We start from the raw sequence: 21396 nt of genomic DNA on the forward strand, positions 1-21396 counted from the left end.
GCCAGAACAAGGATGCGATGATGAACCTGACCGGAGAGATGCTGATCGGTGCCGAAGCGCGCCGGGGGCAGGCCAAGGCCTTTCACGGCTTTGATGCCGCGACGGGCGCGGCGCTGGAACCGAGCTATGGCGGGGCGACGGCGGAGGATGTCGCCCAAGCCTGCGCATTGGCGGCGGCGGCCTTCGCACCCTACCGCGCGACGACGCCCGAGGCCCGTGCCCGCTTCCTCAACCTCGCCGCCGACAAGATCGACGCGCTCGGCGATGCGCTGACCGATCGGGCTTGCGCCGAGACCGGGCTGCCGCGCGGCCGGATCGAGGGTGAGCGCGGCCGCACCGTCGGCCAGCTGCGGCTCTTCGCCCGCGAGGTGCTGGAAGGCGGCTGGCAGGATGTGCGGATCGACCCGGCGCTGCCGGAGCGCAAGCCGCTGCCGCGCCCGGATCTGCGCATGCGGATGATCCCGCTCGGGCCGGTCGCGGTGTTCGGCGCGAGCAATTTCCCGCTCGCCTTCTCGGTCGGCGGGGGGGATACCGCCTCGGCGCTGGCCGCCGGCTGCCCCGTCGTCGTCAAGGGCCATCCGGCGCATCCGGGCACCTCGGAAATGGTCGGCCGGGCGATCCGCGCCGCGGTCGCCGAAGCCGGGCTGCCGGACGGCGTCTTTTCCCTGATCTTCGGGGCGGATACCGCGAGCGGCGAGGCGCTGGTGGCGGATCCGCGGATCAAGGCGGTGGGCTTCACTGGCAGCCGCGGCGGCGGGCTCGCGCTTGCCAAGATCGCGTCCGAGCGGCCGGAGCCCATCCCGGTCTATGCCGAGATGAGCAGCGTCAACCCGGTCTTTCTCATGCCGGGGGCGCTGGCCGCCCGCGGTGCGGAACTCGGCCGCGCCTTCGTCGGCTCGCTCACCATGGGGGCGGGGCAGTTCTGCACCAATCCGGGCATTCTGATCGCGGTGCCGGGCCCCGGGCTCGATGCCTTCGTGGCGGCGGCGGCGGAAGCGCTCGGCGATGCCGCGGCGGGGGTGATGCTGCACCAGGGCATTCTCGCGGCCTATGAGAAGGCGGTCGCCGCGATGGCGGCAACGCCGGGGGTGGAGCGCCTCGGCGCAGGCCGGGCGGAGCCCCGCCGCGCGACACCGGCGCTGTTCGGCACCGATGCCGCGACCCTGGCGGCGCAGCCGCATCTCACGCATGAGATCTTCGGCGCCGCCGGCCTCCTGGTGCGGGATGCCGATCTCATGGCGCTTGCCGCCCTCGTCGGAGACATGGAAGGGCAGCTCACCGTCACGGTGCATATGGCGCCGGAGGATGAGCCGCTCTTCGCGCAGGTCTTGCCGATCCTTGAAACCAAGGCCGGCCGCATCCTGGTCAATGGCTGGCCGACCGGGGTGGAGGTGAGCCACGCCATGGTGCATGGCGGGCCCTTCCCGGCCACCTCGGACAGCCGCACCACCTCGGTCGGCACGCTCGCCATCCGCCGTTTCCTCCGCCCCGTCTGCTACCAGAACGTGGCCGAGCACCTGCTGCCGCCGGTTCTGCGGGACGAGAACCCCTATGGCGTGTGGCGACGGCTGGACGGCGCGATGACGGCGCCGCGCTAAATGAGCGCGCGTCAGACCGATCCGTAGCAGTCGTCACCCTCGTCATGCCCGTCATGAAGCCGGGCAGGACGAGGGTGTGGCGACCGGAGCGGTTCTGACACACTTCCAGGCCGGCTCCCGCGCTCCCTGACTGGGGCGCGGGGCGCCGGCCGCCAGTGCCTGCCGCTTATCGGCCCGGCGGCCGTCCTCACCTTGTCAGATGAGAAACGCGGTCCCCTGGCTGGGCTGCGCTTCAGGCTCCGCGCCGCGGGCTCCGCGCCGCTGCCCGCTGCCGCGGGAGGGCGGGCACCTCACCCCCATTCGTCGATCAACAGGTCTGATATGGAACGCATGTTCCATATCAGGAGGCGGCTGCATTTTTCGCTTTCCTCCACGGGCCCTGCCGCGGAGCGGCCGCCCTGGCCCACCGCGCGCTTCAAGGCCCGGCGATACGCCGCTTTGGTGCTGAGAAGACCCGGCATATCGCCGACCGGCCCTTGGCCGCCGCCTGGAATGGCCAGGCGACGCGGCGCACCACCTTTGCCCGGCGTGATGCCGAAAGTGCAGGCAAATATGGAATTGGCGGTCGATATCGCAAAAAAAGTGGAATTTCCGGTCGAAATACGTCAAAACCGGATTTACAGGAGGCGGCCGCTATGGCCATATCGCGCCGGGCGGAGCGGTTCGCGCCGAAATGACAAGGGAGGAGCATGCGCTGGCCGCGCCAAGACGGGCCGCGTGCCACCAGGCTAGCTGTTGCGAAATTCTGCGTAAGAAACAAAAACAAGCCGTTGTATTGCGCCGCCATAACAAGGCGCGTCTGGGAGAGGACAAGAATTCGATGAAGAAAATTCTGCTCACTACTGCCGCCATGATGGGCGCGATTGCTGGCTTCGCCGGTCTCGCCGGCGGCACCGCGGTACGCGCCGAGGCCGCGACCAAGCAAATGACGGTCGCCATGATCACCCATGCGCAGCCGGGCGATACCTTCTGGGACATCATCCGCAAGGGCGCCAATGCGGCGGCCAAGAAGGACCATATCAAGCTGCTCTATCTTTCCGACCCGACGGCCTCCGGCGAAGCGCAGCTCATCAACAACGTCGTCGCCCAGCATGTCGATGGCATCGCGCTGACGCTCGCCTTCCCCGATGCCGAGGCGCCGGCCGTGAAGGCTGCCGAAGCGGCGGGCATCCCGATCATCGGCTTCAACGCAGGCACCGATTCCTGGAAGAGCATGGGCCTTCTCTCCTATGTCGGTCAGGCCGAAACGGTTGCCGGTGAAGCGGTGGGCGAGCGGCTGAACAGCGAGGGCGCCAAGGATATCGTCTGCGTCGATCAGCAGCAGGGCGCGGTGCAGCTCGAACAGCGCTGCGACGGCATCAAGAAGACCTTCAAGGGCCAGATGTACGTGCTCTATGTCCCGGGCTCGGACATGGCGGCCACGCAATCACGCTTGGTTGCCAAGCTGCAGCAGGACAAGAACATCGATTATGTCGTGACGCTCGGTGCGCCCTTCGCGCCGACCGCGCTGCAGGCCATTTCGATGGCCAACAGCAATGCCAAGGTCGGCACCTTCGACATGTCGCCGCGTGCGATTCAGCTCATCGAGCAGGGCAAGCTGCAATGGGCGATCGACCAGCAGCCCTTCGTCGAAGGCTATCTCGCGGTTGATTTCCTCTGGCTCAACAAGATCAACGGCGATGTCGTCGGTGGTGGCCAGCCGGTTCTGACCGGCCCGACCTTCGTCGATAAATCAAACGCAGCGGAAGTCGCCAAGTTCGCCAAGGCGGGCACGCGCTGAGGTGGTGAAGGCGCTGGCCGCACAGGCCGGCGCCCTCGTATCCCGATCGGGAAGGTCGTTCGGAACCGCCGCATGCGCGTGGCGGTTCTGCCGGGGGAGGTTTAGGTGAGCGTCGTGACAGATCGCGCGGAAACGCGGACCCAGCGAGCGCAGCTCGTCGAGCAGCCGCTCTGGAAGAAGGTGATGAAGCGCCCGGAAGTCGGCGCGCTCGGCGGGGTCATTCTCGTCTTCGTCTTTTTCTATGTCATGGCGCCGCCCTTCCGGCAGGCCTCGGCGCTCTCGATCGTGCTCTACCAGGCAGCGACGCTCGGCATTCCCGCCGTCGCCGTCTCGCTCCTCATGATCGGCGGCGAATTCGATCTGAGCGCGGGCGTCGCGGTGACATCCTCCTCGCTCGCCGCCTCGATGTTCGCGACCCAGGTGGCCGGCAATATCTGGATCGGCGTCATCTTCGCGCTCTTCTTCTCCCTCGGCATCGGCGCGCTCAACGGCTATCTGCTGGTGCGCACCAAGCTGCACAGCTTCCTTGTTACGCTCTCGACCTTCCTGATGTTGCAGGGGATCAATATCGCCATCACCAAGCTGGTGACGGGCAATGTGGCGACCGAGGATATCAGCGGCATGGGCGGCTTCAACCTCGCGCACCGCATCTTCGCTTCCCAGATCCCGATCGGCGGCGTCAAGATCAGCATCGCCATCGTCTATTGGATCATCTTCGCCGCGATCGCCACCTGGGTGCTTCTGCGCACCCGCATGGGCAATTGGATCTTCGCGGTCGGCGGCCAGGGAGACAGCGCGCGCGCCGTCGGCATTCCCGTCCGCCGCGTCAAGATCGGCCTCTTCATGCTGGTCGGCTTCTCCTGCTGGTTCACCGGCATGCACATGCTCTTCGCCTACGACACGGTGCAATCGGGCGCCGGCATCGGCAACGAGCTGCTCTACATCGCCTCCGCCGTGGTCGGCGGTTGCCTCCTCACTGGCGGCTATGGCTCGGCGGCGGGCTCCGCCCTCGGCGCCTTCATCTTCGGCATGACGACCGAAGGCGTCATCTATGCCGATTGGGACCCGGACTGGTTCATGTTCTTCGTCGGCTTCATGCTGCTGCTCGCCACCGTCTTCAATGGCTGGCTCCGCATGCGGGCCGTGAGCCGGAGCAAGTAAGATGACCAATCATGCTGGCAGCGAGATCATCACGCTCTCCAATATCGGCAAGAGCTACGGCAATATCAGTGCGCTGAGGGGGGTCAACCTCGTGGTGCGGCAGGGCGAGGTCACCTGCATCCTGGGCGATAACGGCGCCGGCAAATCGACGCTTATCAGCATCATCGCCGGCCTCATCCAGCACGACCAGGGCACCTATGCGGTGGACGGCCAGCCGATGCACTTCAGCTCGCCCCGCCAGGCGCTCGATCTCGGCATCTCCGCCGTCTATCAGACCCTCGCGCTGGTGCCGCTGCTCTCCGTCTGGCGGAATTTCTATCTCGGCTCCGAACTCCGCATGGGCCGCGGCCTGCTGCGGCGGCTCGACGTGCAGAGGATGCGGGAGACTGCGGCGCGCGAGCTCAAGCGCATGGGGACGAATATCGTCGATCTGGAACAGCCGGTCGGCACCCTCTCGGGCGGGCAGCGCCAGGTGGTCGCCATCGCCCGCGCCGTGCATTTCGGCGCGCGCGTGCTGATCCTCGACGAGCCGACGGCAGCACTCGGCGTCTCCCAATCGGGCGTGGTGCTTCGCTATATCGCGCAAGCCGCGCGCGAGCACGGCATCGGCGTCATCTTCATCACCCACAACCCGCACCACGCCTATATGGTGGGGGACCATTTCATGGTCCTCTCGCGGGGCGAGGTGGAGCTCGATACGCCGCGCGCCGATCTCACGCTCGACAATCTGATGTTCCATATGGCGGGCGGTGCCGGGCTTGAAGCCTTGCAGCACGAGTTGCACCGGGGCGAGCGCGCGGCCTGAGCGCCGCGGCACCTTCTCCAGCGAAAGACGACGCATGAAAATCGGCATGGTTTCCGACAGTCTCGGCCATCTGCCCTTCGAGGCGATGCTCGACCAGGCGGCCGAACTCGGCATCCAGGGCATCGAGCTCAACGCCGCGAACTGGACGGCGGCGCCGCATCTCGACCGTATCGGCCTGCTGACGGATGAGCCCGGCCGCCATGCGCTGCGGCGCGCCTTCGCGGCCCGCGGGCTCGATCTCATCGCGCTCAACGCCAATGGCAACCAGCTCCATCCGGTGGAGGGCGAGCAGCAATCGACCGCGCTCTACGAGACGATCCGCCTCGCCGGCGCGCTGGGCATCGACAAGGTCGTGCTCATGTCCGGCCTGCCGGCCGGGGGCCCGGGCGACCGCTGCCCGAACTGGATTATCTCCTCCTGGCCGCCCGAGACGAGCCGCAGCCTGAAATGGCAGTGGGAGGAGAAGCTGCTGCCCTATTGGCATGATCTCGCAGCTTTCGCGAAGGCCGAGGGGGTGACGAAGCTCGCGGTCGAGATCCACGGCAACCAGCTCGTCTATAACGTGCCGAGCCTGCTGCGCCTGCGGGCAGAGATCGGCCCCATCGTCGGCGCCAATCTCGACCCGAGCCATCTGATGTGGATGGGGGCAGATCCGCTCGCGGCCGTCGATGCGCTGGGGGAGGCGATCCTGCATTGCCACGCCAAGGATACCTTCCTCAACAAGCCGCGGATGGCGCTGACGAGCCGGCTGGAGAACGGCCCGCTCACCGATATCGGCGCCCGCGCCTGGAGCTACATCACCCTCGGCTACGGCCACGGAGAGGGCTGGTGGCGGGAATTCTGCTACCGCCTGCGGCTCGCGGGCTATGATGGCTGGCTCGCCATCGAGCATGAGGATGTCATCCTCTCGCGGCGCGAAGGGCTGCGCCGCTCGGTCGATCTGCTGCGTGCGGCGGCGCCCGAGGAGGCCGGGGATTACGACCTGCCGGCCTTCTGACCGGCCCGACCTTCCGAGCGAGCGGCCGAGCGGCCGGGATCGGCCCGCCCGCCCCGTGCGGCGAAGATTTCCATCCCGGCAGGATCTGCTCTAGGCTCCGCCGCTGAGATCGCCCGGCCGGGTCGGGCGGCTGGCGGAACCGGCAGCGCAAGGGCCTTCGTGAAGCACCTCTCCGTCAATCTGGTGCTGGAACTCGGCGCCAATATCCTCGCCCCCTGGGCGGTCTATTCCCTGCTCGCCCCGCATTACGGGGATTTCGCCGGCCTCGTCGGCTCCGCCCTGCCGCCGCTGCTCTGGAGCCTGTTCGAACTGGCGCGCAGCCGGCGGCTCGATGCGGTGAGCGTCATCGTGCTCGCCGGCATCATCCTCACCATGCTGGCGACCTTCCTCGGCGGCAGCCCGAAGCTGCTGCAGATCCGCGAAAATGCGGTGACCGGCCTGATCGGCCTCGTCTTCCTCGCCAGCCTCTGCCTGCGCCAGCCGCTGCTCACCCATCTCGCCCGCGCCACCTTCGCCCGCCAGGGGCCGGAGGCGGCCGCCCGGCTGGAAGCCTTCGCCGCCAGCGCGGGGGGAGCCGCCTTCTTCCGCCGCCTCACCCTGTTCTGGGGCATCGGCCTCGTGGCGCAGACGGCGCTGATGATCTGGCTCGTCTTTCTCTGGCCGATCGCGACCTATCTGCTGCTCTCCCCGATCATCGGCTACGGCCTGCTTGGCCTGATGTTCGCGGGCACCTTCTGGTATCGCCGGCGCGCCCGGGTGATCTGAGTGCCGCGGCCGCCGGGGCGGGCGAGAATTCCGCCCAGGCGCGCAACGAAGTTTGCTATCATTCCCCCCTGGCCCGCCGCGCGCCGCCGCGCGCGCCCGGGCCGGCAATGCAGAGAGCAGAGGGAGGCGTGCCATGTCTGTCGATCGGATCCTGCGCGGGAAATCTCATCTGGTGGCGGTCACCGATGCCGCCGCCTCGCTGGCCGCGGTCTGCCGGCTCCTGGCCGAGAAGCGCATCGGCGCGGTGCCGGTGATGGAGGGGCAGCGTCTCATCGGCATCATCAGCGAGCGGGATCTCGTGCGGGCCCTGGCGGCCGAGGGGGCTGCCGCGCTGGAACGCCCGGTCTCGGCGGTGATGACCCGCGCCGTCCGCACCATCACGCGGGCGACGCCGGTGGACGAGGCGATGGCGATCATGACGGAAGGGCGTTTCCGCCACCTGCCGGTGGTGGAAGAGGGGCGCCTGGTCGGCATCGTCAGCATCGGCGATATCGTCAAGATCCGGATCGAGGATCAACAGCGCGAGGTCGAGGATCTCAAATCCTACGTCGCCGGCGCCCCCNGAGGGGCGGCGCGAGACGGGGGAGAGCCGGGGCCGGCAGCTCCCTGACCCGCCCGCAATCGTCGCTCCTCTAAAACGCCGCCAGCCCCGTGATGGCACGGCCGAGGATGAGGGCGTGGATATCATGCGTGCCCTCGTAGGTATTCACGCTCTCCAGATTGGCGGCGTGGCGCATGACATGGAATTCCGCCGAAATGCCGTTGCCGCCATGCATGTCCCGCGCGGCGCGGGCGATCTCCAGCGCCTTGCCGCAGTTGTTGCGTTTGACGAGGGAGATCGCCTCCGGCGCCAGCCTCCCCTCGTCGAACAGCCGGCCGACGCGGAGGGCAGCTTGCAGGCCGAGCGCGATCTCGGTCTCCATATCCGCGAGCTTCTTCTGGACAAGCTGGGTCGCGGCGAGCGGCCGGCCGAACTGCTGCCGGTCGAGCACATAGTGCCGGGCGGCGTGGAAGCAGAATTCCGCCGCCCCCATCACCCCCCAGGCGATGCCGTAGCGGGCGCGGTTGAGGCAGCTGAACGGCCCCTTGATGCCGGAGACGCCCGGCAACAGGTTCTCTTCCGGGACCATCACCTCATCCATGACGATCTCCCCGGTGACGGAGGCGCGCAGGCTGAGCTTGTTCTCGATCTTCGGCGTCGTCAGCCCCGCCATGCCGCGTTCGAGGATGAAGCCGCGGATCGCCCCATCATGCGCCTCTGATTTGGCCCAGACGAGCATGACATCGGCGATCGGGCTGTTCGAAATCCACATCTTGGCGCCGGAGAGGCTGTAGCCGCCCGCCACCCGCACCGCCTTGCTGCGCATGCCCGAAGGGTCCGATCCGGCATCGGGCTCGGTCAAGCCAAAGCAGCCGATGAGCTGGCCGGCGGCGAGGCCGGGGAGGTATTTCCGCCGCTGCGCTTCCGAGCCATAGGCGTGGATCGGATACATCACGAGCGAGGATTGCACGCTCATGGCCGAGCGGTAGCCGCTATCGACCCGCTCCACCTCCCGCGCCACCAGCCCGTAGGAGACGTAGCCGAGCCCGGCACCGCCATATTCCGCCGGGATCGTCGGGCCCAGAAGCCCGAGGGCACCCATCTCCTCCATGAGCTTGCGGTCGAAGGCCTCACCCATATAGGCAGAGGTGATGCCGGGCTGGAGCCGCTCCTGCGCGAAGGCACGCGCGGTATCGCGCACCATGCATTCCTCTTCCGACAGCTGCGCATCGAACAGAAAGGGGTCTGCCCAGTCGAAAGCCGCTCGCGCGCTGGTTTCGGTCGCCATTCTCGCTGTCCTCGCAGGTGGTCTTGGGCCCCGGGCGGGGCCCATGGTCATCGAATGGTAGTGGCGATGCGGCTATGCGGCAACGATCGGGGGCGTTTCTTCGCCGGCGGGGCGTGCTAGGGTTTTTGTGCAGAAGCGAAGGGAATGTGAGCGCGTGTTGTCCTATGACTTCCTCGTCATCGGCAGCGGCCCCTCCGGCCGCCGAGCCGCCATCCAGGCCGCCAAGCTCGGCTATTCCGTCCTCGTCATCGAGAAGGGCCGGCGGGTGGGCGGCGTCTCGGTGCATACCGGCACCATCCCCTCCAAGACCATGCGGGAGACGGTGCTGAACCTCACCGGCTATCGCGAGCGCGGCTTCTACGGCCGCTCCTACCGCGTCAAGAAGGATATCGCGGCCGAGGACCTCATGGCCCGGCTGCACAAGACGCTGGATCACGAGGTCGATATCCTCGAACACCAGTTCACCCGCAACGGCGTGCGCACGGCAGAAGGCGCGGGCGTCTTCATCGACCCGAATACGGTCGAGATCACGGCCGAAAGCGGCGAGGTGACGCGCGTTCACGGCCGCAAGATCCTCATCGCCGTCGGCACGCGGCCCTACCGCCCGCCGGAAGTGCCCTTCGACGGCACGCATATCCTGGATAGCGACGAGATCGTCGAACTGCCCAAGCTGCCGCGCAGCCTCACGGTGGTCGGCGCCGGGGTCATCGGCGTGGAATATGCGACGATCTTCAGCGCGCTCGATGTCGCCGTGTCGCTGGTCGATGCCAAGACCAGCTTCCTCGATTTCATCGACCACGAGATCATCGAGGATTTCACCCACCAGATGCGGGATCGGGGGATGGCGCTGCGCCTCGGCTCCAAGGTCTCCTCGATCTCCCTCGAAGGCGGCTGGCCGACGACGGTGCTGGAGAGCGGGCGTGTGGTGCGGAGCGAGATGCTGCTCTACTGCGCCGGGCGCGTGGGTGCCACCGACACGCTGAACCTCGAAGCCGCGGGCCTCTCGGCCGATGAGCGCGGGCGCGTGCGCGTCAATCCGCAGACGCTGCAGACCGAGGTGCCGCATATCTATGCCGCGGGCGATGCGATCGGCTTCCCGAGCCTCGCCTCGACCTCGATGGAGCAGGGGCGCATCGCCGCCTGCCACGCCTTCCAGCAGCCGCTGCCGCCGGCGCCCGAATTCTTCCCCTACGGCATCTATGCGGTGCCCGAGATCTCGACCGTCGGGATGAGCGAGGAGGAGGTGCAGCGGCGCGGCATTCCCTATGAATGCGGCATCGCGCGCTTCCGGGAGACGTCCCGCGGGCATATCATGGGGCTTGAGACCGGGATGATGAAGATGATCTTCTCGATCCGCACCCACCGGCTGCTCGGCGTGCATATCGTGGGCGAGGGGGCGACGGAGCTTATCCACATCGGCCAGGCGGTGCTCAACCTGAAGGGCAAGCTCGAATACTTCATCGAGAATACCTTCAACTACCCGACGCTCGCGGAAGCCTACAAGATTGCCGCCCTCGATGCCTTCAACCGCCTCGCGCGCGGCAGTGCTGCTGCCGTCGTCGCGCCGACGACGCCGACGAGCGCACCCGCCCCCGGCATGAAGCCCGCGGCACCCGCCGAAGTGCCGACCCCGCCGCCCCCGGCGCAGGACCACGCGGCGGAGTAGCGGAGCCCTCTAGGCGTCCAAAGCCGGCAGATCTACGGGGCGGACGAACTCATCCCGATGATAGCCGCGCCCATTGCCGAGCGAGGTATAGCCGTGGTGATCCGCGATCTTGCGGCCATCGACGGTGTGATAGCCCCACCGCGGCTCCTCCGGCATCGGCTTGCTCGGCGCGAAGAAGACGTTCTGGTGATAGACGGGTACGCCCTCCGGGGTCACGTGCATCACGAAGCTGAAGCGCGTGCGGGTATGGTCGTGGATCGGGGTGCCGCCATGGGGCAATTGCGGATGCCAGATCAGCGTATCCCCAGCGCTTACATGCAGGCGTTTTGGGATGATGCCCCGGCGCTCGGCTTCTGAAGTCACCGCCGCCTGATATTCGACCCACAAATCGTTATCGAGCGCGGGCACGGCATCGAGAGAGCCGAAACGTCTAATCGCCATCGCCTCACGGTCCACCTCGGGGATCAGGTGGCCACCCGGCAGTACCTCCAGGCAGCCGTTATCGTCGTCCGTCGGCTCAAGATATACGGTGAGGCCGAAATAGAGGTATTCCGGCCGGGTTGCGAAGACTGGCGTATCGCGATGGATCGGCTGCTGGGAGCCGACCTCGTAGAATAAGGAGGTGTAGAGGCTGACCGGCGCGCCGAAGAGAGCATCGAGGGTCGCGAGCAAGATCGGGTTGCGGGTGAAAAGCCGGCTTAGTTCGGGGATCACCTGATGCAGGTTTACGATCCGGGGATAGTGCCCGTTCGCGTCCCGTGCTGGCGCAAAGATCGGTTCGTTTGCTGCTTCGTAGGCGCGGAAAATCTTGATCGTGTCTGCGCAGGTTTCAGGTGAAATCGCCTTCGGGATGACGGTGTAGCCTTGATCGATGACTTCAAGAGCATGCGCCGTCACGGCTGGTGCATGCGCGAGACCTGTGATCAGTGTTCCCGCGTCAGGCCGCAGAAATAAGCCGAGCATCTCGGGCGGATCTCCCACTTTGTCTTTCTCTTGCGAGCACGATAGGTTAACGCCGAGGCAACCGCGAAGCAACTTACGCCCAGCGGACGCTAAAACAGCCCCTTAAATCGTGCGGGCAGCGGGATCAGGCTCTGGCTGTTGATGGTGAGGTCGATCCGATATTGGTCATGCTCGCGCCCCCGCTGGCTCAGAACAGTTTTGAGCACGAGGTGCAGCAAAGGGTCGTTATCAAAGTCGGCACCTTGCGCTCTCGGTAGTTTCGCGACGTCCCGTGACATCTGCAGCCACTCTTCATCCGATCGGCGTTGGTGCAGATTCACGTGATCGTTGGGCCAGTCGGTCGCCCGCGTTTTCCCCAGCCGGCGGATGCCGAGTTCCGTGTCGAAATAATGCAGGTGGAACAGATAGAGGTGCCTGAAATCGACGGGCACGCCGGCTGAATGAAATCCGGGCGCCCATTTCACCGGCGCGCGGATGAGCGAGGGCTTGCACATCGCGGAATTGAACCACAGCCACTGCCGCTGCTCGCTGATCGGGCGGGAGAGGTCGATCGGCGGCTGCTCACTGGCGATGTGCCATACGTCGAACCCGATGGCGGTTCGCACCGGCCCCTGCATCGCCGCCGCGCAATCGGCGAGGCTCGCATGATGCCTGGGATCGGCCACCAGCAATTCATCGACATCGGCATAGATCACCGCATCGTAGCGGCCGAGGAGATCGGCGCAATAGTCCGAGACCAGCTGGGCGCGCCAGTCCTCGTCCAACGGGCTGCGGGGAAGCCGCGTGAGGTTCACGCCGCCGAGCCGCTCCGTCGATCCATCATCCGAGCCATGGTCGATGATGTAGCAATTCTCCGGCCCCACCGCCGCGCCGTAGTGGCGGCACCAGATGGGCAGGTAATAGGGCTCGTTATAGACCATGGTGACGGCGGCAAGCTTAACGGCGCGCGGCTCCGGCAGTGGTTCACAGAACGTCGGGGATCGTTTCAGCAAGGCGCCCGCCCAGGCGCAAGGGCGCGATGCGGCGGGCAAGGCCGGTCGCGTCGTCGGTTTCGACGAAGACGCCGCAGATGGTGACGGGCCCCTCCGCCGGCTGCAGCCGCTCCCCCGGCATCTTGCGCCAGAAGCGCTCCGCCGCACCTGCCTTGGCCATGCCGATCACGCTGTCATAGGCGCCGCACATGCCGACATCGCTGATATAGCCGGTGCCCTTTTCGAGGATCTGGTGATCCGCCGTCGGCACATGCGTATGGGTGCCGAGCACGAGCGACAGCCGGCCGTCGAAACTATGGGCGAAGGCCTGCTTCTCGCTCGTCGCCTCGGCGTGGAAATCGACGATGGCGGCCTGGATGCCGGCGCCCAGCCGATAGCGGCCGAGCAGCGCCTCCACCGCCTGGAAGGGGCAGTCGAGCGGGTCCATGAAGAGCCGGCCCATGGCATTGACGATGAGCGCCCGCCTGCCATCGGCAAGCGTGAGGATAACGCTGCCGGCGCCCGGCGTGCCGGGGGGGAAGTTGATCGGCCGGATCACCCGCTTTTCCTGGGCGAGATAGGGGATGATCTCGCGCCGGTCCCAGGCATGGTTGCCGAGGGTGATGGCATTGGCGCCGGCGGCGAAGAAGGCCTCCGCCATATCCGGGCCGAGGCCGAAGCCGTGGCTGGCATTCTCGCCGTTGAGGATGGCGAGGTCGAGCTTCAGCCGCTGGCGTAGCCCGGGCAGCGCCTGCACCACCGCATCCCGCCCGGCCCGGCCGACGATATCGCCAAGGAAAAGAATGCGCATGGAACTTCCGCTATGGGCCGGCGGCGGCAAACAGGCGCAGCCCGGCCTCGGTGACGATCGCATGCAGCTTCTGGTCGAAGGCGCCGGTCGGCACAAGGGGCCGCTCCTGCGCGGCATAGGCGCAGCCGATGCGCAGGGCATCGGGCAGGGCCGCGATGGTGCGGTCGTAGAAGCCGCCGCCATAGCCGAGGCGATGGCCCTCGGCATCGAAGGCGAGCAGTGGGATCAGCATGAGATCGGGGGTGATCGCCGGCCCCTCGGGATGGCTGGTGCCGAAGCGCCCGGGGGTGAGCGGCACGCCCGGCTGCCAGCGGCGGAAGATCAGCGCCTCGCCGCGCCGCCCCGTCACCGGCAGGCCGATCGGGTGGCCGCGGGCGGCAAGCGCTTCGAGCAGGGGGCGGATGTCGATCTCATCGCCCATCGGCCAGAAGCCGGCGATGGTGGCGCGGGGCGGCAGGGCGAAGCCGGTGAGGAAGTGGCGGGCGATGGCGGCGCCGAGGGCCGGGTTCTGCCCCGCCCGTGCCTCCGCCGCCTCTCGCCGCGCGGCGGCCTTGGCGGCGGCAAGCTCCGGCGCATCCTGCATCCAGGATGGCGCGGCGGGCGCAGGCGTGTCTGTGGGGGGTGAGTGCGGAGCCGCCATGGCCGGTGGCGTGGTCATCCTCCTAGAGCCTGCCAAAGCAGGTGGGCACCAGATACCGAGACCAGGGCCCCGGCAGCGCCAGCTCCCAAGGAGAATGGATATCGGCCCCGGGGATGATGTACCTGTCGAACCGGGCAGCTCCGCCCACCATACTTAGGAGCGTTCGAGCGCTTCTGCAATCTCTTCCGCCCTGTCCGCGAGGCGCCGCACCCTTGCTTGGAATTCGGGATCGTCCGCGCCGCCCGGCTCTGCCCGTTCCGGCAGGGCGGCGGCCATCTGGGCGGCGGCGGCGCGGGCGGCTTCCGCCTCGGCTGCCGCCTCCCGCGCGGCACGCTCGGCCGCGACGAGGGCCGCTTGCGCTTCGGCCAATGCGGCCTCCTGGTCGTGCAGATCGTCGGCGAGCAGCAGGGCGCCGAGCAGCAGCATCCGCGCCTCGCTCTGCGGGCCGAGGGCGGCGCGCGCCCGGTCTATCCGCCGTTCGAGCGCGACGCCCATGGCTTCGAGATGACGCTCCTGCCCATCATCGCAGCCGACGAGATAGGCATAGCCGTTGATACGCAGATTGACCTGGGCCATGGCGTGCTCCGTCTCAGCGCGATGGGCGGGGTGAAGGCGTGGCCGCCATCAGGTGGGGCGTTCCATGCCGAGCGCGCTGCGCAGGCCGCCGATGAGATCGTCCAGCCGGGTCACGATTGCGTGCCGCGCGGCCTCCGTGGCCGCGGCGCTCTCGGCGGAAGCGCCTTCCGGCATCGCGCCGGGCGCGGCACCCCGATCGTCGGCGGCCGGAGCGGAACGGGGCTTGGCAACCTGGGCTGCGATACGGCTCAATGCTGTCTCCAGGCGGGTCAGCGCCGCTCTGGCATCTTCGGTCTCTGACATGGAAGATAGTCTACCGTCTCGTTCACAGTCCTCGCCGCATCAGCACAGGTCGGGCGGGGCGCGTCAAGGATTTCGCGCATGGCAGCCCTCCCCCCTGCCGTGACCATTCATGATCGGGCCGGCGGCTGCGCGGCGCTCCGCCCCGGCCTGCCGGTGACGCTGCTTTCCGGCCCCGGCGCGGCGCTTTACGCGGGGGCTGCCTGGTGGCGGGCGCTGATCGGCGAAGTCGCGCAGGCTTGCCCGGGCGCGCGCTTCACCGATCTGCTGGATTGCGCCGATGCGCCGGGGCTGGCCGCCCAGGCGCTGCGCCTCGGCCAGCCTGCCCTCGTCTTCAGCCATCCCGAGCCCGCGCTTCGCGCCGAGATCGCGGCCCGGGCGGCGGCCACGGGTGCCCTGCTGCTGCCAGAGGCGCCGCCCGCCCTCGATCTCGCCGGGCGGGGGGCGGAGCGGCGGCTTCGCGCCTGGCTGACGGCCAGCGGCGGGGCGGAGGCCGGCGGCCGAGCCCCGCCGGGGTGACCGGGGTGACAAGGAGGGCCGCTTCCGCTAACCCCTCCGCTTCTCCCACCCCGCCGCGCGCTTGCGCTGTTTCGAGCATGTCATGGCCGCTGAGCCCGCCTGCCGCCTCTATCTCATCACCCCGCCCGCTTTCGACCCGGCGCCCTTCCGCGACCGGCTGGCCGAGGCGCTCGATGCCGGGGATGTCGGCGCGGTGCAGCTTCGCCTCAAGGAGGTGGAGGATGATGCGATCCGCCGCGCGGCCGATTTGCTGCGCCCGGTCGCCCATGCGCGGGATGTCGCCTTCCTGCTGAACGACCGCCCCGATCTCGCCGTCGCCTGCGGCTGCGACGGCGCGCATGTCGGGCAAGGGGATATGAGCGTGCGGGAGGCGCGGCGGATCTTGGGCGAAGGGCTGACGCTCGGCGTCTCCTGCCATGGCAGCCGCGAACTCGCGATGCAGGGTGGCGAGGATGGGGCGGATTACGTCGCCTTCGGCGCCTTCTTCGAGACCGGCAGCAAGGCCGATGCGCCGGTGGAGGCGGAGCCCGGCATCCTCGCCTGGTGGTCGGAGATGATGGAACTGCCCGCCGTGGCGATCGGCGGCATCACGCCGGAGAATTGCACGCCCCTGGTGCAGGCCGGGGCCGATTTCCTCGCCGTTATCGGCGCCGTGTGGAACCACGCCGAAGGGCCCGGCGCCGGGGTGCGGGCGATGAACGCCGCCATCGCGGCGGCGCTGGCCGCCCGGGGCTGAGGCCGCGCGCATGGCCGGATTGAGCGCCCTCGCCTTGCCGCTGCTCCGCCGGATGGAGGCGGAGCGCGCGCATCGGCTCGCCATCCTCGGCCTCCGCCTCCGCCTCGGCCTCGCCGACGGCCCGCGGGAGGCGGATGCGCCGATCCTCGCGACCGGGCTGGGCGGCCTCGCCTTCGCCAACCCGATCGGCCTGGCCGCCGGCTTCGACAAGGATGCCGTGGCGCTCCCGGCCCTCATGCGGCTCGGCTTCGGCTTCGTCGAGGCCGGCACGGTGACGCCGCGGCCACAGCCCGGCAACCCGCGCCCGCGGCTCTTCCGCCTCGCCGAGGATGAGGCGATCATCAACCGCATGGGCTTCAACAATGCCGGCATCGATGCCTTCGTCCGGCGCCTCGCGGCGATCCGCCGGGTGGTGCCGGTGGGGGCGAATATCGGCGTGAACAAGGAGGGCGCCGAGCCCGAGCGGGACTATCCGGCGCTGCTCCGCCGCGTCGCCCTGCATTGCGATTACGTCACGGTCAACGTCTCCTCCCCCAATACGCCGGGCTTGCGCGATTTGCAGGGGGAGGCGCGGCTCGCCGCCATTCTCGCCGCGATGCGGGCGGCGGTGCCGGATGCGCCGCCGGTCTTCGTCAAGCTCGCGCCCGATCTCTCGGTCGAGGGGCTGGAGGCTGTCGTGGCCGTGGCGCTGGCCGCCGGCGTCGCCGGGCTGATCCTGACCAATACCACCATCGCCCGGCCGGACAGCTTGCGGAGCGGGAATGCAAAGGAAGCGGGCGGCCTTTCCGGCCAGCCGCTCTTCGCGCGGGCGACCGCCATGCTGGCCCGGGCGCGCCTTGCCGCCGGCGGGCGCCTCGCCCTCATCGGGGTGGGGGGCGTCGGCTCCGGCGCGCAGGCGCTCGCCAAGATCGAGGCGGGGGCCGATCTCGTGCAGGTCTATACCGCCTTCATCTATGGCGGCCCGGCGCGCATCGCCCGCATCAAGGCCGATCTCGCCGCCCGGCTTCGCGCCGAGGGGGTGACGCGGCTGGCCGATTGCGTCGGCCGCCGTGCTGCGCATTTCGCGGAAGGGATCTGAGCGGGCATGCGCCATCTGCAGGGGATCGGCCCGCTGGCCGAGGCTTATGACGGCTTCATCCTTGATCTCTGGGGCGTCATCCACGACGGGGTGAAGCTCTATCCGGACGCGAAGGCGACGCTCGCCGCGCTGCGCGCCCGGGGCAAGCGCATCGTCATGCTCTCCAACGCGCCGCGCCGCGCCGCGATGGTCGCTCGGGCGCTCGCCGCCCTCGGCATTCCGGGCGATCTCTACGATGGTGTGATGACGAGCGGCGAGAGCGTGTGGCAGGCGCTGCACGACCGGGACGATCCGTGGTTCGCGGGCCTCGGCCGGCGGGCCTTCTGGCTCGGCCCGCCGCGGGATCTGCCGCTGCTCGAAGGGCTCGATCTCGATCTCGCGCTGAGCCCGGCGGAGGCCGATTTCGTGCTCAACATCGGCGCCGACGAGGCGGTGAGCGCGACCGAGCTTGGCCCCCACCTGCCGGTGCTCGCCGCCTGCCGCGCCGCCGGGCTGCCGATGGTCTGCGCCAATCCCGATCTCATCATCGTCCGCGACGGGGTGGAGATCCTCTGCGCCGGGCTGCTGGCCGAGGAATATGCCCGCATGGGCGGGGAATTCCGCTGGCGCGGCAAGCCGGACCGGGAGGTCTATCGCCCGGCGCTTGCCATGCTCGGCGTTCCCCCGGGCGCGCCTGTGCTCGCGGTCGGCGATGCGCTCCGCACCGATATCGCCGGCGCGGCGGCAGTCGGCCTCGATTCCGCCTGGGTGCTTGATGGCATCCATGATCTCGTCGGGCAGGAAGCTGAGGCCGAGCGCGAAGCGGCGGCTGCGGGGCTTGCGCCCGTCGCGACCCTGCCTAGCTTCAAATGGTGATGCAGAAGACCCTCCTCCTGGCGCTCTGCGCCACCGCCCTCGCCACCCCGGCCTTCGCGCGCGCACCTGCGCCCGATGCGGCCGCACCGCAGCCCCCCTCGGTGGTGTTCGGCGATCTCTATCGCGCGGTCGAGATGGCGCAGGTTTTCCCCGACCAGAAGACCTTCGCGGATGCCATCCCCACGGAAGCGCCGACCAAGATCATGGCGGCCTACGAGGCGCAGAAAAGCCAGGCGGGTTTCGACCTGAAAGCCTTCGTCGCCAAGAACTTCAAGGCGCCGAAGCAGATCTCCGTCTCCTTCGACCGCAAGCAGGGCGAGACGGTGAGCCAATACATCTCCGCCGTCTGGCCGCTGCTGGAGCGCAAGCCCGACGAGAAGGAGAAGTGGTCCTCCCTGCTGCCGCTGCCCTACCCCTATATCGTGCCGGGCGGCCGCTTCCGCGAAATCTACTACTGGGACACCTATTTCACGATGCTCGGCCTGGAGCAGGACGGGCAGGACAAGACCGCGCGCAACATGGTGCGCAACATCGCCTATCTCATCCACACCTACGGCCATATGCCGAACGGCAATCGCAGCTACTATCTCAGCCGGTCCCAGCCGCCCTTCTTCTCCTGCATGGTCGACCTCCTTGCCGAGAAAGAGGGCAAGGACGTCTACAAGACCTTCCTGCCCGAAATGCAGCGTGAATACGATTACTGGATGCAGGGCGCGGATCAGCTCCAGCCTGGGCAGGCCAAGCGCAACGTCGTCATGCTGAAGGACGGCACCATCCTCAACCGCTACTGGGATGCGCGGGATACCCCGCGCGACGAGAGCTATCGCGAGGATGTGGAGACATCGAAGAAATCCAGCGAGAAACCCGCCGTGCTCTACCGCAATCTGCGCGCGGGCGCGGAATCCGGCTGGGATTACAGCTCCCGCTGGCTCGCCGACGGCAAGACGCTCGGCACGATCGACACCCTCGATATCGTCCCCGTCGACCTCAATGCCGAGATGTTCCACCTCGAAAGCGATCTCGCCTACGCCTACAAGTTGAAGGGTGACAAGACGAAGGCGCAGAAGTTTGCCGATCTTGCGGCCAGGCGCAAAGCCGCCATCCAGCACCTGCTCTGGGATGCCAAGGGTGGCGCCTTCGGCGATTACGACTGGAAGACGCAGACTTTCACCGGCGTGCTGTCGGCGGCCACCATGGTGCCGCTCTTCTTCCACGCCGCGACCGATGACCAGGCAAAGCAGGTCGGCAAGACGGTCGAGACCTATCTGATGGGCCCCGGCGGCATCCTGACGACGACGACCGATACCGGCCAGCAATGGGACGAGCCGAATGGTTGGGCGCCGTTGCAGTGGATGGCCGTGCAGGGCTTCCGCGCCTATGGGCTGACGGATATGGCCCGCACCATCGCCATGCGCTGGGAGATGCGGGTGGAGCAGGGATTCGCGCAGGATGGCGTGCTGGTCGAGAAATACAATGTCGTCGCGGCGGCGGGTGCCCCGGCCGGCGGCCATGGCGGTGAATACAGCCTGCAGGTCGGCTTCGGCTGGACCAACGGGGTCATGGCCGCGCTGATGGCGGAATACCCCGAGACGCCGAGGGCTGCGGGCAAGCCTGGCGGATAGGGCGTCAGCGCGGCGCCTCGGCACTCGCCCTGCCGCGCAGGCTCGAAGGCGGCCGCCGCTCGTATTGACGCCAGACCCGCCGTAGATGCCGGGCGGAGCCGAAACCCGCCCGGCGGGCGATCTCCTCCATGCCGAGATCGGTCTGGTCCAGAAGCGTCTCCACCAGCGCCACGCGGCCGCGATTGACCGCCTCTGTCGCCGTCATGCCCGCATGGGCCATGAAGAGGCGCGAGAGGTTGCGCGGGCTTGCCCCGGCGATGCGGCCGAGTTCGGCGAGCGACCAGCGCCGCGCCGGGTCGGCGGCGATCGCGTCCTGCGCCCGATGCACCGCCGGATGCAGATGATTGCGTCCTTCAAGCCAGGGTGAGAGTTGCGGATCATTGGGACCGCGGCGGAGATAGACGACGAGGCTGCGCGCGACCGCGACGGCGGTGGCCGGGCCGCACCAGCGGGCGACGAGATGCAGCATGAGATCGATCCCCGCTGTCACGCCGGCGCTGCTGAGGCGGTTGCGATCCTCCACGAAAAGCCGGTCCTGCAACACGCGGGCGCCGGGTGCCGTGGCGGCCAGCGCCGCGCATCGCGCGTGATGGGTGGTGCAGGCATAGCCATCGAGCAAGCCGGCGCGGGCGGCGAGCAGCGCCCCCTCGCAGACCGTCACGAGCAGGTGCTGTGGCCGCAGGATGCGGCCGAGCCAGGCGATGATGGCGGATTCCGCCGGCTCGTTTTGCCCGGGAGGGGGCCAGGGCAGCAGGCCCTGGCTGGCCGAGCCTGGGATGAAGATGAGGCTATCCTCGGGAACGCTGTCGGGCAGCGGGCCGGCGCCCTCGACCCGCAGGCCGATGGAGGACGAGACCGAGCGGAGAGGCGACACATACTGCACGGCGAAGGTGACCGCGCTTTGCAGCGTGCCGGCGAGACGCAGCACTTCGAGCGGCCCCGCGAGATCGAGCAGCAGCACGCGCGGTGGCAGCACCACGATGACGGGGCGTGGCCGCGCGGCAGTACTCATGCCGCCGCCGGAAGATCCGGCCGGGCGAGCGCCTCCGCCACCGTCGTGATCCGGGCGAAGCGGCCGCCCAGCACCAGTTCGGTGCGCGTCTTGATCGCCGCGGCGGTGAACCGCTCGCCGGAAGGATGGGTCATGGCGAAGGTGAGCGTCGCTTCCGTCACGTAATCGACGGTCCAGCCGCGATCCGAGGCATGGCGCGCCGTCGTCTCGCAGCACTGTTCGGTGCGGATGCCCGAGATGACAAGGCGGCGGATGCCACGCTGCGTCAGCCAGACATCGAGGCCGGTGCCGACCAGCGCGCTATGCCGGGTCTTGTGGAAGATGGCATCCGGGCGGATGGCGATCGGTGCGAGGGTGCGCACGTGGCCCGCGGCTGGCGCGAAGGGGCCGCTCTCCGCCGTGTGGAAAATCTGCACGATCGGCATGCCCCGCCCCGCCGCGCCCTCGATCAGCGCCTGGAGGTGGGCGGCGAAGGGGGCGAGATCGGCCTCGCTCCAATAGGCGGCGTGGCGGAAGGATTCCTGCACGTCGATGACAAGAAGGGCGGTATCGGACATGAGCGGCCTCGAATGATGGTTCGTGGCATCATGATCGATGGGCTGGCGCAAGCGCGAAAGCAAGGTGCCGGACTTTGACAGGACAGATCCGGCCATCCTGATGCGAGCGGCCGCCATCTCCCGTCACGCGGCCCTCCGCGCTCGCCAGCGCCGCC

Annotated in this window: 22 protein-coding genes and 1 other RNA gene; 13 read left to right on the forward strand and 10 right to left on the reverse strand. The window is 68.3% G+C overall.

The window, feature by feature from the left end; genetic code table 11:
• Nucleotides 1–20: 20 nt before the first annotated feature.
• From ACYQ7X_RS05635 to ACYQ7X_RS05665, 7 genes are all read left to right on the forward strand, one after another.
• Nucleotides 21–1598, forward strand: coding sequence for an aldehyde dehydrogenase (NADP(+)) (locus ACYQ7X_RS05635; RefSeq protein WP_459695880.1), 1578 nt, complete (start codon nucleotides 21–23; stop codon nucleotides 1596–1598).
• Nucleotides 1599–2418: 820 nt separating this feature from the next.
• The gene (locus tag ACYQ7X_RS05640) at nucleotides 2419–3378 is read left to right on the forward strand and encodes a substrate-binding domain-containing protein (protein WP_459695881.1); all 960 of its coding nucleotides are present in this window, start codon (nucleotides 2419–2421) and stop codon (nucleotides 3376–3378) included.
• Between the two features lie 105 nt (nucleotides 3379–3483).
• The gene (locus ACYQ7X_RS05645) at nucleotides 3484–4539 is read left to right on the forward strand and encodes an ABC transporter permease (protein ID WP_459695882.1); all 1056 of its coding nucleotides are present in this window, start codon (nucleotides 3484–3486) and stop codon (nucleotides 4537–4539) included.
• A 1-nt stretch (nucleotide 4540) separates the two neighbouring features.
• Nucleotides 4541–5344, forward strand: coding sequence for an ATP-binding cassette domain-containing protein (locus tag ACYQ7X_RS05650; RefSeq protein WP_459695883.1), 804 nt, complete (start codon nucleotides 4541–4543; stop codon nucleotides 5342–5344).
• A gap of 34 nt (nucleotides 5345–5378) precedes the next feature.
• Entirely contained in the window at nucleotides 5379–6341 is a 963-nt protein-coding gene (locus ACYQ7X_RS05655) for a sugar phosphate isomerase/epimerase family protein (protein ID WP_459695884.1), read from the forward strand.
• 159 nt (nucleotides 6342–6500) lie between these two features.
• A complete protein-coding gene (locus tag ACYQ7X_RS05660; RefSeq protein WP_459695886.1) occupies nucleotides 6501–7106 on the forward strand; it encodes a VC0807 family protein in 606 nt (201 codons plus the stop codon).
• A gap of 133 nt (nucleotides 7107–7239) precedes the next feature.
• On the forward strand, nucleotides 7240–7716 hold the full coding sequence (locus tag ACYQ7X_RS05665; RefSeq protein ID WP_459695887.1) for a CBS domain-containing protein: 477 nt from the start codon (nucleotides 7240–7242) through the stop codon (nucleotides 7714–7716).
• Between the two features lie 22 nt (nucleotides 7717–7738).
• On the opposite strand, the gene ACYQ7X_RS05670 is transcribed toward ACYQ7X_RS05665, so the two are convergent.
• Nucleotides 7739–8935, reverse strand: a complete 1197-nt coding sequence (locus ACYQ7X_RS05670) for an acyl-CoA dehydrogenase (RefSeq protein WP_459695888.1) — start codon at nucleotides 8933–8935, stop codon at nucleotides 7739–7741.
• A gap of 154 nt (nucleotides 8936–9089) precedes the next feature.
• Here ACYQ7X_RS05670 and sthA point away from each other — a divergent pair, with 154 nt between their 5' ends.
• Nucleotides 9090–10601: a Si-specific NAD(P)(+) transhydrogenase gene (sthA, locus tag ACYQ7X_RS05675; protein ID WP_459695889.1), complete on the forward strand. Its 1512-nt coding sequence runs from the start codon at nucleotides 9090–9092 to the stop codon at nucleotides 10599–10601.
• Nucleotides 10602–10610: 9 nt separating this feature from the next.
• Here the strand turns inward: sthA and ACYQ7X_RS05680 are convergent, their stop codons facing one another.
• From ACYQ7X_RS05680 to ACYQ7X_RS05710, 7 genes are all read right to left on the reverse strand, one after another.
• On the reverse strand, nucleotides 10611–11564 hold the full coding sequence (locus ACYQ7X_RS05680; protein WP_459695890.1) for a phytanoyl-CoA dioxygenase family protein: 954 nt from the start codon (nucleotides 11562–11564) through the stop codon (nucleotides 10611–10613).
• A gap of 89 nt (nucleotides 11565–11653) precedes the next feature.
• Nucleotides 11654–12556, reverse strand: coding sequence for a glycosyltransferase family 2 protein (locus ACYQ7X_RS05685; RefSeq protein ID WP_459695891.1), 903 nt, complete (start codon nucleotides 12554–12556; stop codon nucleotides 11654–11656).
• Complete coding sequence (locus ACYQ7X_RS05690; RefSeq protein WP_459695892.1) at nucleotides 12528–13346, reverse strand: TIGR00282 family metallophosphoesterase; 819 nt, start codon at nucleotides 13344–13346, stop codon at nucleotides 12528–12530. Before ACYQ7X_RS05690 ends, ACYQ7X_RS05685 begins: the two co-directional genes overlap by 29 nt.
• Before the next feature lie 10 nt (nucleotides 13347–13356).
• Nucleotides 13357–13929, reverse strand: coding sequence for a 5-formyltetrahydrofolate cyclo-ligase (locus tag ACYQ7X_RS05695; RefSeq protein WP_459695893.1), 573 nt, complete (start codon nucleotides 13927–13929; stop codon nucleotides 13357–13359).
• A gap of 43 nt (nucleotides 13930–13972) precedes the next feature.
• Nucleotides 13973–14130, reverse strand: a non-coding RNA gene (gene ssrS / locus ACYQ7X_RS05700) — 6S RNA.
• Nucleotides 14131–14139: 9 nt separating this feature from the next.
• A complete protein-coding gene (gene zapA, locus ACYQ7X_RS05705; protein ID WP_459695894.1) occupies nucleotides 14140–14562 on the reverse strand; it encodes a cell division protein ZapA in 423 nt (140 codons plus the stop codon).
• 48 nt (nucleotides 14563–14610) lie between these two features.
• A complete protein-coding gene (locus ACYQ7X_RS05710; RefSeq protein WP_459695895.1) occupies nucleotides 14611–14865 on the reverse strand; it encodes a hypothetical protein in 255 nt (84 codons plus the stop codon).
• A 78-nt stretch (nucleotides 14866–14943) separates the two neighbouring features.
• On the opposite strand from ACYQ7X_RS05710, the gene ACYQ7X_RS05715 reads away from it, so the two are divergent.
• The 5 genes from ACYQ7X_RS05715 (at nucleotide 14944) to treA (ending at nucleotide 19672) form a co-directional block, all read left to right on the forward strand.
• A complete protein-coding gene (locus tag ACYQ7X_RS05715) occupies nucleotides 14944–15381 on the forward strand; it encodes a hypothetical protein (protein WP_459695896.1) in 438 nt (145 codons plus the stop codon).
• Nucleotides 15382–15463: 82 nt separating this feature from the next.
• Nucleotides 15464–16117: a thiamine phosphate synthase gene (thiE, locus tag ACYQ7X_RS05720; RefSeq protein ID WP_459695897.1), complete on the forward strand. Its 654-nt coding sequence runs from the start codon at nucleotides 15464–15466 to the stop codon at nucleotides 16115–16117.
• 10 nt (nucleotides 16118–16127) lie between these two features.
• Nucleotides 16128–17195, forward strand: a complete 1068-nt coding sequence (locus ACYQ7X_RS05725; RefSeq protein WP_459695898.1) for a quinone-dependent dihydroorotate dehydrogenase — start codon at nucleotides 16128–16130, stop codon at nucleotides 17193–17195.
• Nucleotides 17196–17201: 6 nt separating this feature from the next.
• The gene (locus ACYQ7X_RS05730; RefSeq protein WP_459695899.1) at nucleotides 17202–18050 is read left to right on the forward strand and encodes a TIGR01459 family HAD-type hydrolase; all 849 of its coding nucleotides are present in this window, start codon (nucleotides 17202–17204) and stop codon (nucleotides 18048–18050) included.
• Nucleotides 18050–19672 (forward strand): alpha,alpha-trehalase TreA, encoded by a 1623-nt coding sequence (gene treA / locus ACYQ7X_RS05735; protein ID WP_459695900.1) that lies wholly within the window; start codon nucleotides 18050–18052, stop codon nucleotides 19670–19672. Before ACYQ7X_RS05730 ends, treA begins: the two co-directional genes overlap by 1 nt.
• A 4-nt stretch (nucleotides 19673–19676) precedes the next feature.
• Here treA and ACYQ7X_RS05740 read toward each other — a convergent pair whose 3' ends face one another.
• On the reverse strand, nucleotides 19677–20684 hold the full coding sequence (locus ACYQ7X_RS05740) for a GlxA family transcriptional regulator (protein WP_459695901.1): 1008 nt from the start codon (nucleotides 20682–20684) through the stop codon (nucleotides 19677–19679).
• Nucleotides 20681–21241, reverse strand: a complete 561-nt coding sequence (locus ACYQ7X_RS05745) for an isochorismatase family protein (protein ID WP_459695902.1) — start codon at nucleotides 21239–21241, stop codon at nucleotides 20681–20683. The genes ACYQ7X_RS05740 and ACYQ7X_RS05745 overlap by 4 nt, the downstream gene beginning before the upstream one ends.
• Nucleotides 21242–21396: the final 155 nt, after the last annotated feature.

Source organism: Acidisoma sp. C75 (assembly GCF_054665095.1).